This is a genomic window from Vibrio rhodolitus (genome assembly GCF_003350325.1).
Lineage (GTDB): Bacteria > Pseudomonadota > Gammaproteobacteria > Enterobacterales > Vibrionaceae > Vibrio > Vibrio rhodolitus.
In genome coordinates this window covers 88,315-103,696 of the sequence record NZ_QLYZ01000009.1, presented here as the reverse complement: position 1 = coordinate 103,696, position 15,382 = coordinate 88,315, and the positions used below count along the sequence as shown (strand labels likewise).

9 protein-coding genes are annotated in these 15,382 nt (G+C 46.6%); 5 read left to right on the top strand and 4 right to left on the bottom strand.

The features are described from left to right. Positions 1-409 precede the first annotated feature (409 nt). From gltB to DPF93_RS10640, 3 genes are all read left to right on the top strand, one after another. Entirely contained in the window at positions 410-4,948 is a 4,539-nt protein-coding gene (gene gltB, locus DPF93_RS10650; RefSeq protein ID WP_114766152.1) for a glutamate synthase large subunit, read from the top strand. Beyond that, the gene (locus tag DPF93_RS10645) at positions 4,948-6,417 is read left to right on the top strand and encodes a glutamate synthase subunit beta (RefSeq protein ID WP_114766151.1); all 1,470 of its coding nucleotides are present in this window, start codon (positions 4,948-4,950) and stop codon (positions 6,415-6,417) included. The genes gltB and DPF93_RS10645 overlap by 1 nt, the downstream gene beginning before the upstream one ends. A gap of 199 nt (positions 6,418-6,616) precedes the next feature. After that, on the top strand, positions 6,617-7,048 hold the full coding sequence (locus tag DPF93_RS10640; protein ID WP_114766150.1) for a DUF1499 domain-containing protein: 432 nt from the start codon (positions 6,617-6,619) through the stop codon (positions 7,046-7,048). A gap of 56 nt (positions 7,049-7,104) precedes the next feature. On the opposite strand, the gene vpsR is transcribed toward DPF93_RS10640, so the two are convergent. From vpsR to brnQ, 4 genes are all read right to left on the bottom strand, one after another. Beyond that, positions 7,105-8,439, bottom strand: coding sequence for a cyclic-di-GMP-binding transcriptional regulator VpsR (gene vpsR, locus DPF93_RS10635; RefSeq protein WP_114766149.1), 1,335 nt, complete (start codon positions 8,437-8,439; stop codon positions 7,105-7,107). A gap of 333 nt (positions 8,440-8,772) precedes the next feature. Further along, positions 8,773-10,308: a lysine--tRNA ligase gene (lysS, locus tag DPF93_RS10630; RefSeq protein WP_114766148.1), complete on the bottom strand. Its 1,536-nt coding sequence runs from the start codon at positions 10,306-10,308 to the stop codon at positions 8,773-8,775. A 33-nt stretch (positions 10,309-10,341) separates the two neighbouring features. Further along, positions 10,342-11,440 (bottom strand): peptide chain release factor 2 gene (prfB, locus tag DPF93_RS10625; RefSeq protein ID WP_114766147.1). Its coding sequence is split into 2 segments (ribosomal slippage): positions 10,342-11,364 and positions 11,366-11,440, totalling 1,098 coding nucleotides; the frame shifts between segments, so codons are not numbered across the junction. 162 nt (positions 11,441-11,602) lie between these two features. Beyond that, positions 11,603-12,916, bottom strand: coding sequence for a branched-chain amino acid transport system II carrier protein (brnQ, locus tag DPF93_RS10620; protein WP_114766146.1), 1,314 nt, complete (start codon positions 12,914-12,916; stop codon positions 11,603-11,605). Positions 12,917-13,224: 308 nt separating this feature from the next. Between brnQ and DPF93_RS10615 the strand changes: the two genes are divergently transcribed. Next, a complete protein-coding gene (locus DPF93_RS10615) occupies positions 13,225-13,944 on the top strand; it encodes a tRNA1(Val) (adenine(37)-N6)-methyltransferase (RefSeq protein WP_114766145.1) in 720 nt (239 codons plus the stop codon). A gap of 135 nt (positions 13,945-14,079) precedes the next feature. Further along, the gene (gene srmB / locus DPF93_RS10610) at positions 14,080-15,315 is read left to right on the top strand and encodes an ATP-dependent RNA helicase SrmB (RefSeq protein ID WP_075711077.1); all 1,236 of its coding nucleotides are present in this window, start codon (positions 14,080-14,082) and stop codon (positions 15,313-15,315) included. Positions 15,316-15,382: the final 67 nt, after the last annotated feature.

Here is a 15,382-nt window from a genome sequence, read left to right as displayed (position 1 = left end):
TGCAAATAAACGTGCTTCAAACTGAATTTTAGGCAAAATACAAACATAAAACCTAATTCTCGCGCGAAAAAATTGCGCAACAATGCTGCGTTTTGATTGCATTTTAGCCCGAAGAAATTGTAGGATACTTACAGATCTCACTTGTTAGGCGGAATCGCCAGAATCAAAACAATCGACAAGGAGACCGGTGATAGACCAACCCCACCTATAAAAATCACTACTAAAGTGATGCTGTAAAATGGATGTCACCAAGGATTGTCTTTCTCGCAACATTTTTCCTGTGAGAAAAGAAGGGAATCAAACCTGATCAACCTCGGTTAGGTGCGAATTAAAACTATTAAAAGGAAGTGACGCGCGATTCAGTTCGTTTGACGACAGTGCGTCCGAATTAGATTGGAAGGATGTATCTATGGTAGATAGAGAGCAGAGCACCCAAGGTCTGTACACTCCTGAATTGGAACACGACGCTTGTGGTATCGGTTTTGTTGCTCACCTAAAAAACCGTAAATCACACGCAGTAGTGACTCAGGCTCTGGACATGCTTGCGCGAATGGAACACCGCGGTGGTCAAGGTTGCGATCCATGCAGCGGCGACGGCGCAGGTATCTTGCTGCAAAAACCTCATGAGTTTCTTTTAGAAGAAGCGGTTAAGCTTGGGATTAAGCTACCTTCTTTTGAAAAGTATGGCGTTGGTGTGGTGCTTTTCCCGAAAGACCAACACAAACGCGAGCAATGTCGTGATATTCTCGAGCGTAACGCTAAGCGATTAGATCTTGAAGTGATTGGCTACCGTGTGTTGCCAACCGACAATTCAATGATCGGCGCAGATCCGCTAAGCACAGAACCACAATTTGAGCATGTATTTATTACCGGCGGTCCTGGCACGACACCAGAAGAGCTAGAGCGCAAACTATACGTGCTACGTAACTACACCGTACGCGTGTGCTTAGAAAGCGTATCGAACATTGGCGATGATTTTTACATCAACTCAATGTCATACAAAACGCTGGTTTACAAAGGTCAGCTAACCACTGAGCAAGTACCACAGTACTTCTTAGATCTGCAGAACCCAACCATGGTGACTGCGCTTGCACTCGTGCACTCACGCTTCTCAACCAATACATTCCCGAAATGGCGCCTAGCGCAGCCTTTCCGTTACATTGCCCACAACGGTGAAATCAACACGGTTCGCGGTAACTTAAACTGGATGAAAGCGCGTGAAGCAATTCTAGAATCAGAATTGTTCACTCAAGCTGAAATCGACATGCTACTGCCTATCTGTCAAGAAGGCAGCTCAGACTCATCTAACTTCGACATGGCACTAGAACTGCTTGTTCTTTCCGGTCGTAGCTTGCCTCATGCATTGATGATGATGATCCCTGAAGCATGGCAAGAAAACAAAAACATGGATCCAACGCGTCGCGCGTTCTATCAGTACCACGCGAACATTATGGAACCATGGGATGGTCCTGCATCAGTATGTTTTACTGACGGCGTACAAGTAGGTGCTACGCTTGACCGTAACGGTCTGCGTCCGTCACGCTACACAGTGACCAAAGATGATTTCCTCGTAATGGCATCAGAATCTGGTGTAGTGGATATCGCACCGGAAAACGTTGAGTTCCGTGGTCGTCTACAACCAGGTCGTATCTTCGTTGCCGACCTTGAGCAAGGTCGTATTATCTCTGACGAAGAAGTTAAAGATTCTATCGCTACGGCGCAGCCTTACGAGAAATGGGTTGAAGAGAATCTGCTTAGCCTGAAAAAACTGCCAGATGCGAGCAACCAGTTCAGCCAACCATCTCCTGAGCGCCTAATGCACCGCCAACAAGCGTTTGGTGTAAGCTCAGAAGAAGTGAACGAAATCATCGTGCCAATGGCGAACGATGGTAAAGAGCCACTTTCTGCAATGGGTGCCGACTGGCCACTAGCGGTTCTATCGCATCAATCACAGCACCTATCAAACTACTTCAAGCAGTTGTTTGCCCAGGTAACCAACCCACCTATTGACCCAATCCGTGAGCGTATGGTTATGTCACTGAATACTTACCTAGGTAAGGATCAGAACCTGTTAACCGAAACGCCGCTGCACTGTCAAAAAGTTGAGCTTGAATCACCAGTACTGGCAAACTCTGAACTAGAGAAACTACGTGCAATTGATAACGAGCACTTACAAGCAAAAACGCTCGATATCGTATTCCAAGCTAGTGAAGATCAAGGCAAACTTGAGCGCGCACTAAAACGTATTTGCCAATACGCAGAAGACGCGGTTATTGATGGTTACTCTATCATCTTGTTGACCGACCGTGCGGTGAACTCTAACCACGCAGCTATCCCAGCGATGCTGGCAGTAGGTGCCGTGCATCATCACCTGATCCGCAAAGGTCTACGTGCTAAGTGTGATATCGTCGTTGAAACTGGCGATGCGCGTGAAACACATCACTTCGCGACACTATTAGGCTACGGTGCGAACGCAGTTAACCCTTACTTGGTTATCGAAACCATCGTTGAACTGCAACGCACTAAGAAGCTGGATCCACAGGCGAACCCGCGCGATCTGTTCGACAACTACCGTAAGGCAGTAAACGGCGGACTACTCAAGATCTTCTCGAAGATGGGTATTTCTACGCTGCAGTCTTACCATGGCGCACAGATTTTCGAAGCGCTTGGTATTCACAAATCAGTCGTGGATAAATACTTCACAGGTACGGTCTCACGTATCCAAGGTCTCACTCTGGATGATATCGCCAAAGAAGTACTGATCCGCCACCGCTATGGTTACCCACAACGTGACATTCCTATCCAAGTTCTGGATGTGGGCGGCGTTTATCAGTGGAAACAGCGCGGTGAAAAACACCTATTTAACCCAGAAACCATTTCTTTGCTGCAAGAGTCAACGCGTAATAAGAACTACGATCAGTTCAAGCAATATGCTGCTGCCGTTGATAAGCAAGGTGACAATGCCGTTACGCTACGTAGCCAGCTAGAGTTTATTAAAAACCCAGCCGGTTCGGTGCCACTTGCTGAAGTAGAACCAATTGAGAGCATCGTAAAACGCTTTGCCACGGGTGCAATGTCGTTTGGTTCGATCTCTTACGAAGCGCACTCAACCCTTGCTGTAGCGATGAACCGCCTTGGCGCGAAGTCGAACTCAGGTGAAGGTGGTGAAGACCCAATCCGCTTTGAACCAAAAGAAAACGGAGACTGGGAACGCTCCGCAATCAAGCAGGTAGCATCAGGTCGTTTCGGCGTAACCTCTTACTATCTAACCAACGCGGAAGAGCTACAAATCAAAATGGCTCAGGGCGCAAAACCAGGTGAAGGTGGTCAGCTACCGGGCGATAAGGTCGATGACTGGATCGGTGCGACTCGTCACTCAACCCCTGGAGTGGGTCTGATTTCTCCACCGCCACACCACGATATCTACTCAATCGAAGATTTGGCGCAGCTCATCTACGACTTGAAGAACGCTAACCGTAAAGGCCGCGTTAACGTCAAACTAGTATCAGAAGCAGGTGTAGGTACCATCGCTTCAGGTGTAGCGAAAGCGAAAGCTGACGTGGTACTGATTGCTGGTTTTGATGGTGGTACAGGTGCATCACCAATGTCGTCAATCCGCCATACCGGTCTTCCTTGGGAATTGGGTCTAGCGGAAACTCACCAGACGCTACTGAAAAACGGTCTACGTAACCGTATCGTGGTTCAAGCAGATGGTCAGATGAAGACACCACGTGACCTGGCCGTTGCAACACTGCTCGGTGCAGAAGAATGGGGCGTGGCAACCGCAGCACTTGTGGTTGAAGGCTGTATCATGATGCGTAAGTGTCATAAGAACACCTGTCCTGTCGGTATCGCAACGCAGAACAAGACGCTACGTGAACGTTTTGATGGTCGCGTAGAAGATGTTGTAACCTTCTTCCAATACATGGCAGAAGGCCTACGTGAAATCATGGCAGAACTTGGCTTCCGCACTATCGATGAGATGGTCGGTCAAGGTAAGAAACTGAAAGTTCGCCAAGACGTATCGCATTGGAAATACAAGAACCTAGATCTAACGCCTGTCCTTCACGTGGAAGAAGCGCGAGCGGAAGACGGTATCTTCTGTCAAACCCAGCAAAACCATAACCTTGAATCGGTGTTGGATCGCAAGCTTATTCAAGCAGCAATCCCTGCGCTAGAGAAAGGCGAAGCGGTCACAGCTGAGTTCCCTATCGTCAACACCGACCGCTCTGCGGGTACGATGCTGTCGAACGAAATTTCGAAAGTGTACAAAGACAACGGTCTACCTCAGCCAATGAACGTCAAGTTCAAAGGTTCAGCAGGTCAATCGTTCGGTGCATTCCTAGCTAAGGGCGTTAAGTTCGAAGTGGAAGGTGATGCCAACGATTACTGGGGTAAAGGTCTCTCTGGCGGTACGCTAGTACTTTATCCAGATGCCAACTCAAGCATCGTTGCTGAAGATAACATCGTGGTCGGTAACGTATGTTTCTATGGTGCAACCTCAGGTGAGTCTTTCATCCGCGGTCTTGCAGGCGAGCGTTTCTGTGTGCGTAACTCAGGCGCGAAAGTCGTAGTAGAAGGTGTGGGTGACCACGGTTGTGAATACATGACGGGTGGTGCTGCGATTATCCTTGGTTCGACTGGACGTAATTTTGCTGCTGGTATGAGTGGCGGTGTCGCCTACGTTTGGGATAAATCCGGTGATTTTGAATCGAAGCTTAACCCTGAACTGGTTGACCTCGATCCAATCGAGCAAGAAGACAAAGACCTACTACTCGACATGTTAACTAAGCATGTTCAGTTCACAGGAAGTGAAGTGGCTCAGTCTTTCCTAGACAATTTTGAAGTAAGCCTAGAGAGCATGGTGAAAGTGATGCCACGCGATTACAAAGCTGTACTTCAAAAGCGTAAGGCTGAAGCAGAACAAAAAGAAGCGGAGGCAGTGTAATGGGTAAGCCTACTGGATTTTTAGAGCATGGTCGTGAACTCCCGCAGAAAATCGACCCACAAGAGCGTATCAAGAACAACAAAGAGTTCGTTCTCAACGAGGAGTTTGGTGACAAGATCAACACGCAAGCTTCTCGCTGTATGGACTGTGGCGTGCCGTTTTGTCATAACGGCTGCCCTATCGGCAACATTATCCCAGAATTTAACGATGCGGTTTACCGCGACAGCTGGGAAGAAGCTTGGAACATTCTAAGCTCGACCAATAACTTCCCTGAATTTACTGGTCGTGTTTGTCCGGCTCCATGTGAAAGTGCGTGTGTACTTGGTATTAACCAAGATCCAATCACTATCTGTAACATTGAGAAAACCATTGTTGAGACCGCGTACCGTGAAGGCTACGCCAAACCAAAAACGCCACGTACTCGCACGGGTAAAACCGTGGCAATCATCGGCTCAGGTCCGGCAGGCTTATCTGCCGCTGAGCAGCTCAACAGTGCCGGTCACTCAGTGACAGTGTTTGAGCGGGATGAAAAAGTGGGTGGTCTACTGCGCTTTGGTATTCCAGACTTTAAACTGGGTATGGACATTATTGATCGTAAGATCAACCTAATGGCTGAAGCTGGCGTTGAGTTCAAAGTAAACCAACATATCGGTGTGGATGTTAACGCACAGCAACTGCGTCAAGAGTTTGATGTGGTGCTACTCACTGGTGGCTCTACAGTTCCGCGTGATCTACCAGTACCAGGGCGCGAGCTAAATGGCGTCTACTTTGCGATGCAGTTCCTTTCGCAAAACAACCGCCGCGCTAACAACATGGATCTGAAGACGGAAGAAATTCACGCCAAAGATAAACATGTTGTGGTAATTGGTGGTGGTGACACCGGTTCTGACTGTGTGGGTACTTCAAACCGTCATGGCGCGAAGAGCATCACTCAAGTTGAAATCATGCCGATCCCGCCAGAGAAGCGCCCAGCCAATATGCCTTGGCCGCAATACCCAATGATTATGCGTACTTCAACCTCTCATGAAGAAGGCGTTGATCGTCACTGGAACATCTTAACTAAAGAGTTTATCGGTAACGAGCAAGGTGAAGTGACCGGCCTGCGTATCGCTGATATCGTTTGGGAAGATCCAAAACCAGGTGAGCGTCCAGGCTTTAAAGAAGTTGAAGGTAGTGAGCGTGTGATCCCTTGTGATATGGCGTTCCTAGCAATGGGCTTCTTACATCCAGAGCCGCATGGCGTGCTTGCTCAGCTTGATATTGCACTTGATGAGCGCGGTAACGTAGCAACCACTGACTTTGCCACCAACCAACCGGGCGTATTTGCTGCAGGTGATATGCGCACAGGTCAGTCATTGGTAGTACGTTGTATCAACGAAGGTCGTGAGTCTGCTCGCGCCGTTGATGAGTACCTAATGGGTGGAACCAATCTCGAAGCAAAAGCCAATTCATTGATGCTTTCTGCTTAATAAAATCTGGCGAGAAGCTACCATTTCTCGCCATTTTCCTTCCATAAACTTTGACCAGCCTAGTGCTGGTCTTTTTTATGGCTGTCAGCTTAGGTGGCATCTCACAACAGCCACTTATCTACTTGGTTATCATGATCAGTTTGACTATAGTTGCGTATAGAGTAATCACACTACCCCATCAATAACACGGAAGAGTAAGATGAAAGCGACTTTCGCCCTAATTATTGCCGCAGGCGTGCTTTCCGGATGCAGCCAAGGAGAGAGAACCATGAGCAAAAAAATTAACCAGGCATGCGCCGATAAACCGAATTGCGTCTCAACCCTAGATAACCGTGAAAAGTTTCAACTAGCGCCATTTACCCTTAAAGATAGCGTCACCTTAGAACAAATCGAAACCGTTGCACTCACTTTACCTGGGGCAAAAACTGCAGAAGCCGAAAGTCACTACTTACGCATTGAGTGTACCAGTAAGATCATGCGCTTTGTCGATGACCTAGAACTGGAAATTCAAGGCGATCAGTTAATTGTTCGCTCTGAATCTCGCGTGGGTTACTCTGATTTTGGCGTTAACCGCAAGCGTGCAGAACAGTTAAGAAGCGCCCTACAACAAGCCGGTTTGCTTGCCAATTAAATAGAAAACGCCAAGCCCTGATCACCGTCATGGCTTGGCGTAGTTTTAAGAGTAATTTAAATAGCAGAATCGGTAATAAGATTATGCTTATTGAGCAAACGATACATGGTTGCGCGCGAGACACCTAACTCTTTCGCCGCCATCGAGACTTGCCCAGAATGAGACTCTAGTACCAACAGCAACGCATCACGCTCACTACGTTCACGAATGCTCTTAAGGCTGCGTTTACCATCACTGTGCTTGGGAATATCGAGGTCAGCTTCATCTAACATCACGCTGTCAGACATCAGCACCACGCGCTTGATCTGATTCATCAGCTCACGAACATTGCCCGGCCAATGGTAGCGCGTTAATGCTCGCACCGCTTCTTCAGTAAAACTGCGCGCTTGCGCGTTAAACTCACGCGAGTAATCCAACAGAAAATGGCGAGCCAAAATACCAATATCACCAGCGCGCTCTTTTAAGCTCGGCACTTTGATGCGCAAAACATTGATGTAATGATAAAGATCTTCATTAAAGTCCCCATCGATCAAAGCTTTCTCAATATCGGCGGAGTTTGCCGCCAAGATACGTACATCCACTTCCTTGATGCCATTGGCGGTATCGACTGTGCCTTCTTGTAAAAAGCGCAATAGGTTAAGCTGCTGAGACTTTGGTAAGGTTAGAATATCGTTAAGTAACAATGTGCCACCATCGGCCAATTCAAGCAGTGACGGCGATTCGTCGTTTTCTTGATTAATACCAAATACTTCACTCTCAATCCGGCGCTCAGAAAGGGCACGACAATTGACGGAGATAAATTCTTTATGGGCACGGGAAGAGGTTTTATGTACTGCACGCGCGACGGTCTCTTTGCCTGAACCACTTTCACCGTAAATCAAAATGCTAACATCGGTCGGTGCGATACGCTTGATTTGGTCACGTAGGCGCTTCATCGGAATCGAGTCACCCATCAAGCCCATATCACTATTATTGCCATAGTGCGGCCAAACTTTTTTCTCCAATTTGAGCATACCGAGCTGATGCCCAATGGTGCTGAGCAGTTGTGCATCTGGAATTGGTGCTGTGAAAAAGTCGATACAGAAGTTGACGATAAACTGGCAAATCGTATCTGAGCTAAGCTGTGACTCGCGAATAAAGGCAATCCAGCGAACTTGTTTGTGGGTGCTTACCAAGTTCGCAATACCATTTAAACTAAACTCGTCATGGCTAAGATCCACAACGCCAATACATGGTCCCGTCTCAGCAAACAGCGTGTTTGCTTTACGCAAGTCTGCGCACTGAGTACAACGCCACCCCACCTGCTCAAGTACGGAAAGCCATGGCTCGTAGCTACCACCGACTACGACTAGTGAACCCGGGACTGAGTCCATACGGAATTGACTACCCATTAAGCTATATCCTTATTTATACTTATTTGTGCCAAAGAAAACGCATCAATAAAGGCGCTACACTATAAGAGCTTGCTTTAATAATCTGTCTCACTTTTAAGACTAGACACTATTTGAGCAATGGGGAAAGTTTTTCTGCGATATGAGTAGAAGAATTGCCTAAGAATCGACCATACACATCTAGTTATTTGTGATTGAAAGAAGTGAGAAGTGAGAAGTGAGAAGTGAGAAGTGAGAAGTGAGAAGTGAGAAGTGAGAAGTGAGAAGTGAGAATGGTAACGGACAGAAACTAAAAAGCCACCCAAAGGTGGCTTTCTATTATGTTCTGACCGCTTATTGCGCTTGAGGGCGCATTGCAGGGAACAGGATCACGTCACGAATCGTGTGCGTGTTAGTAAATAGCATCGCTAGACGGTCGATACCAATACCTTGACCCGCTGTTGGCGGTAGACCGTGCTCTAGTGCAGTGATGTAGTCTGCATCGTAGAACATTGCTTCGTCATCACCTGCATCTTTCGCGTCAACCTGTGCTTTAAAGCGGTTGTCTTGGTCTTCTGCATCGTTAAGCTCAGAGAAGCCATTCGCCACTTCACGACCACCGATAAAGAACTCGAAACGGTCAGTAAAGAACGGGTTGTCATCGCTACGGCGAGCTAGTGGAGAGATGTCCGCTGGGTAGCCAGTGATGAAAGTAGGCTGAATCAGTTTTGGCTCAGCTGTTTCACCGAAGATCTCTTCAAGCAGCTGACCACAAGTCCAGAATTTCTCTACGTAGATGTCTAGAGATTTGGCGATAGACACCATTAGGTCACGATCTTGAACGCCTTCTTCCGTTAGCGCTTGGATAACTTCGTGCTCTGGGTTGTAGTGTTTGATCGCTTCAAGCATCGTCATACGTGCGTATTGACCACCAAACTCAACCATTTGGTCACCGTAAGGCATTGAAGTTGCACCTAGTACCTCTAGAGCTACAGTGCTTAGCATCTCTTCAGTTAGATCCATTAGATCTTTGTAGTCAGCGTAAGCCATGTAGAATTCAATCATTGTGAATTCTGGGTTGTGACGAGGAGATAGACCTTCGTTACGGAAGTTACGGTTGATTTCGAATACACGCTCAAAACCACCAACCACTAGACGCTTCAGGTATAGCTCAGGAGCGATACGTAGGAACATTTGTTGATCCAGTGCGTTGTGGTGAGTGATGAATGGACGTGCAGATGCACCACCAGGGATCACTTGCATCATTGGCGTTTCAACTTCCATGAAGCTCTTAGACTCCATAAAACGACGAATCGCAGATACTAGCTTAGAGCGTACTTTAAACGCGTTACGAGAATCTTCGTTAACGATTAGGTCAACGTAACGTTGGCGGTAACGCATCTCTTGGTCAGTTAGACCGTGGAATTTTTCAGGCAGTGGACGCAGCGCTTTAGTTAGCAACTCGTACTCGTCCATGTTTACGTATAGATCGCCTTTACCAGACTTATGCAGCGTACCTTTCACACCGATGATGTCACCGATATCTAGGCCGTGGTATTTGTCTTTCAGTACTTTTTGTACTTCTTTGTCTGCGTAAGCTTGAATGCTGCCAGAAGTTTCTTGCAGTAGTAGGAATGGACCACGCTTAGCCATTACACGACCTGCAATTGCAACTACGTGGTTAAGCGCTTCTAATTCTTCCTTAGTCTTTTCACCGAACTCTTCTTGTAGGTCGCCTGCAATCGCATCACGACGGAAGTCATTTGGGTGTCCGTTTGCTTTGCAGCTTTGACGGATTGCATCCAGTTTCGCGCGACGTTCAGCAATTAGCTTATTTTCTTCTTGTGCAGAAGCTTCTTGTACAGTTTCGTTTTGAACAGCATCAGTCATTTTCGATGTATCCTGTTTTTTGTCGGTGAAAAGCTATAGACCTGATTTCAGGCTAGCTTCAATAAATTTATCTAGATCGCCATCAAGAACCGCTTGAGTATTACGGTTCTCAACACCAGTACGTAAATCTTTAATACGTGAGTCATCCAGAACGTAAGAACGGATCTGGCTACCCCAACCGATGTCAGACTTAGCATCTTCGTTCGCTTGCTTCTCAGCGTTTTGCTTTTGCATTTCCAGTTCAAACAGTTTTGCACGTAGCTGCTTCATTGCTTGATCTTTGTTTTTATGCTGAGAACGGTCGTTCTGACACTGTACTACTGTATTGGTTGGTACGTGAGTAATACGAACCGCAGATTCAGTGGTGTTAACGTGCTGACCACCCGCACCAGAAGCGCGGTAAACGTCGATACGAAGATCAGCTGGGTTAATATCGATAGCAATATTGTCATCAATCTCTGGGTAAACAAACGCAGATGAGAATGACGTATGACGACGACCACTTGAGTCAAATGGTGATTTACGTACTAGACGGTGAACACCAGTCTCAGTGCGTAACCAGCCATAAGCGTACTCGCCAGAGATCTTAACCGTTGCACCTTTAAGACCCGCAACTTCACCTTCAGAGACTTCGATAACCTCGGTCTTAAAGCCTTTCGCTTCAGCCCAACGTAGGTACATACGAAGTAGCATATTGGTCCAGTCTTGCGCTTCTGTACCACCTGAACCTGCTTGCAAGTCGATGTAGCAATCAGACGCATCGTGATCACCTGAAAACATGCGGCGGAATTCAAGCTTAGCCAGCTTGTCTTCTAGCTCTGCGAGCTCTGGTTCAATTTCGTCAAACGTTTCTTGATCTTCTTCTTCAACTGCAAGCTCTAAAAGACCTTCAACGTCTTCCACGCCTTGCTCTAGTTGATCGATCGTTTCAACAACCGCTTCTAAAGATGCACGTTCTTTACCTAGCGCTTGAGCACGCTCAGGTTCGTTCCATACATCAGGTTGTTCTAGTTCTGCGTTTACTTCTTCTAGACGCTCTTGTTTAGCGTCATAGTCAAAGATACCCCCTCAGGACTGTTGTGCGCGAAGACACATCCTGTAGACGGTTTTTAATTGGATTGATTTCAAACATGCTTGCTCAATATTTATGAGTAGAATTTAACCGCAGAATTGTACTGAAAAGTGTGACGGAGATACAGGAATTTTTTTGTCACTAAACGAGAAGGGCTCGAATAAAAAAATCCCCCGTCACGCTAAGCATCACGAGGGATTGTTATCAGTCAGTTAGCTTACATTATGCAGCATCTTCAACCAAAGTTGGCTGGCTAGACTTACCAACAAAAAATACGCAAACCATCGCTGCAGCAGTCGGTAGTAGCCAACCCATGCCTACATCAAACAGAGGTAGGAAGTTAAACGCTGAAACATCTACGCCCGCCACTTTCGCAGCATCAATCAATGCAAACACAAGAGACACTAAGATAACCGCACGGTAAGCGATACGTGGGTTAGGCAGTTTGTTGCGTAGGAAAGTTAGTACCACTAGCGCAATCGCCACTGGGTATAGAGCAAATAGCACTGGAACAGACAGCGCGATTAGCTGAGCTAGACCGACATTGGCAACGAATGCACAGGCTGCACCGTTAATCACTACCCACTGCTTGTATGATAGTTTAGTTAGTGAGCTGAAGTAGTCAGAACATGCCGAGATAAGACCGATCGCCGTAGTCAAACACGCTAGCAATACAATGATAGTCAGTACGATTTGACCGTAAGAACCAAACAGCGCTTGTACATACTGGCTTAGGATCACACCACCGTTATCTGCACCTGCAGCGATAGTTGAGCTTGTCGCACCTAAGTAGAACAGTGATACGTAAACAAATGCTAAACCTGCTGCTGCGATAAGACCGGCACAAATCAGGTACTTAGTCGTTGGCTTATGCTCTGTGATGCCTTTACCACGTAGTGCGTCAACAATCAGTACGCCAAACATCAGTGAACCAAACGTATCCATGGTGTTGTAACCTTCAAGGAAACCTTTTTGTAGTGGGTGCGTTAAGTACTCACCTTGTGCCGCCACGATATCACCTTGAGGGAAGAAGAATACAGCACCAGCAAGCACAATCAGACCAATAAATAGTACTGGCGTTAACACCTTACCGATGATGTCGATCAATTTACCTTGTGACCATGCAAAGAACATTGCTACAGCAAAGAAAGCAATTGAGAAAATAGTCAGGTGAATCTGTTCAGCATGAGCAAAGAAAGGCTTCACAGCCATCTCGTACGCCACTAGGCCAGTACGAGGCGCGGCAAATGCAGGACCGATGATGATGAAAATCAAAACGGCCATGATGGTTGCCGCTTTTACTGGCAGATCTTTGGTTAGCTTTTCCCATGAGCCACCAGCAACAGCAATAGCAATAATGGTTACAAGAGGAAGACCTACTGCTGTTAATAAGAAACCAAACATAGCTGGCAGCACGTTCTCACCAGCAAGCTGACCTGCAAGTGGTGGGAAGATGATGTTACCGGCACCTAAGAAGAAGGCGAAAAGCATGAAGCCTAACGCTGTGATATCTGTTAATTTTAACGACTGCTTCACAGAATTACCCTTTGTACTGATGATTGATGTTGTGTCTGTTCAGATGAGCAAGATCACTCTCTGAGCTATTTAATTTAGATCCGAATAATGACCAAATACTCAACTATTCGCAACAGCAAAGCGAAAAACACCATATAAATTTATCGCACAAGATCAAAACCAGTTAATAACACTACTTTTAAATAAAATATCAGAACTTAAGACCAATTAAATTATTAACAATAGCAATCATATTTAGAGCAATGTTTTATACAATTTAGATACAACAGTAATAATCACTATCTTTATAAAGTTTAACCGGATATTTAATGAACAATAAAATTCATAAAACTAAAGGCTTTAGCTTCAAGCAATTCAGCATAGAAGGTGGCGAATGTGGCATGCCAGTCAGCACCGATGGCGTGCTGCTAGGGGCGTGGTGCCACCTCAGTAATGCTGCTCATATATTGGATATTGGTACCGGGACCGGCTTACTGGCTCTGATGTGCGCTCAGCGTCAAGCCAACGCCACCATTTGGGCGCTTGATATTGAAGAAAGCGCAGCAGTAACCGCGCAAATTAACGCCGCCAATTCGCCTTGGGCAGAACGTATCCATATAGAGCTCAGTGATATCAACGCCGTCACCTACCCTGTGCCATTGGATGTCATTGTTTGTAATCCACCCTATTTCAATAGTGGTGAACAATCTAAAACCCAGCAGCGTGCTACCGCTCGCCATACCGATAGCCTGAGCCATTTAGCCCTGCTAACACGTTGTAAAGCTTTAATCTCAGCTCAGGGACGCGCGAGTTTTATTCTGCCCGTAGTAGAAGGCGAAGCATTTATTCAGCTTGCTCAACAACAAGGCTGGTCGCTGTCACGTCTGTGCCGAGTCAAACCAACCGAACAAAAAGCGGAGAATCGTCTGCTGATTGAGCTAAGCTTGCAAGCGTGCCAAACCGAATATCAACAGCTGACAATTCGAGATACACAGGGCTATAGCGAAGATTTTATTGCCTTAACCAAAGACTTTTATTTAAAGATGTAGAAATAAGGTGTGATCCTAATCACCAATACAACTATACTATGCGGTCTAATTTTTGACTTAGTCCGCTGAGACTAAGTATTTTGTCTGCCTCTCATCTATTGTTAATCTCGCCGAAAGGCTTGCGGAGAACTCACTGTGATCAAAAATTTTGCAGAACTCGATTTAGATCCAAACCTGCTTAGTGCTATCGAAGAAATGGGCTTTAAACGTCCAACGCAAGTACAAGCGCAAGCGATCCCTCAAGCTCTTGATGGTCGAGATATCCTAGCTTCTGCGCCAACAGGTACTGGTAAAACAGCCGCATTTGTTCTGCCAGCTCTGCAATACCTGCAAGATTTCCCGCGCCGTAAGCCAGGGCCTGCACGTGTGCTTATCTTGACTCCAACACGTGAACTAGCGATGCAAGTTGCTGACCAAGCGCGCGCACTAGCGAAAAACACCAAGCTGAACATTTTCACTATCACTGGTGGTGTGCAGTACCAAGAACACGCCGATATTCTTGCAACAACACAAGACATCGTGGTGGCAACTCCGGGTCGTCTAATGGAGTACATTCAAGCGGAACGTTTTGACTGCCGCGCGATCGAATGGCTGATCCTCGATGAAGCAGACCGCATGCTGGATATGGGCTTTGGTCCTACGGTAGACCGCCTATCGCAAGAGTGTCGCTGGCGTAAACAAACTCTACTATTCTCAGCAACGCTTGAGGGTAAAGGGGTTGAAGGTTTTACCGCTGATCTACTGAAAGATCCGGCAGAAATCGATGCAGAGCCATCTCGTAGCGAACGTAAAAAGATCACTCAGTGGTACCACCGTGCTGACAATGCAGAACACAAACTGGCGCTATTGAAAAAGATCATCACTGAACAAGCAGAGCGCTCTATCGTGTTCTTGAAAACTCGTGAGCGTCTTGCAGAACTGCGCACTGAGCTTGAAAAAGCGCAAATCCCTTGTGCATGGATTCAAGGTGAAATGCCACAAGATCGCCGTAACAACGCAATTGCGCGTTTCCGCGATGGCACAGTAAACGTACTACTTGCAACTGACGTTGCTGCGCGTGGTATCGACTTACCAGACGTCAGCCACGTGATTAACTACGACATGCCACGCAGTGCCGATGTCTACCTACACCGTATCGGTCGTACTGCTCGCGCAGGTAAAAAAGGCTCAGCGATCTCGATTGTTGAAGCGCACGACCAACAAATGATGGATCGCGTAGCACGCTACGTGAAAGAAGACATCAAAGAGCGTTTCATCAAAGAGATGCGTCCTGCACACAAAAAACCTGTGTTCAAGAAAAAGAAAAAAGACGACAAGAAAAAGTCGGCAACAAAAGCGAAAGTGAAAAAGAAAACTTCGAAGAAGAAGTAATTGAGAACGCTGCGCTTTTAGAACTGAGAGCGCTACGCTTTGAGATAATAGAGAGGCTGATGTGAAA

What these genes read in the sequence shown, in the direction of transcription:
- DPF93_RS10615 (WP_114766145.1), top strand. Translation starts at nt 13,225, where the DNA reads ATGAACAATAAAATTCATAAAACTAAAGGCTTTAGCTTCAAGCAATTC.
- vpsR (WP_114766149.1), bottom strand. Translation starts at nt 8,439, where the DNA reads ATGGGTAGTCAATTCCGTATGGACTCAGTCCCGGGTTCACTAGTCGTA.
- DPF93_RS10640 (WP_114766150.1), top strand. Translation starts at nt 6,617, where the DNA reads ATGAAAGCGACTTTCGCCCTAATTATTGCCGCAGGCGTGCTTTCCGGA.
- lysS (WP_114766148.1), bottom strand. Translation starts at nt 10,308, where the DNA reads ATGACTGATGCTGTTCAAAACGAAACTGTACAAGAAGCTTCTGCACAA.
- DPF93_RS10645 (WP_114766151.1), top strand. Translation starts at nt 4,948, where the DNA reads ATGGGTAAGCCTACTGGATTTTTAGAGCATGGTCGTGAACTCCCGCAG.
- gltB (WP_114766152.1), top strand. Translation starts at nt 410, where the DNA reads ATGGTAGATAGAGAGCAGAGCACCCAAGGTCTGTACACTCCTGAATTG.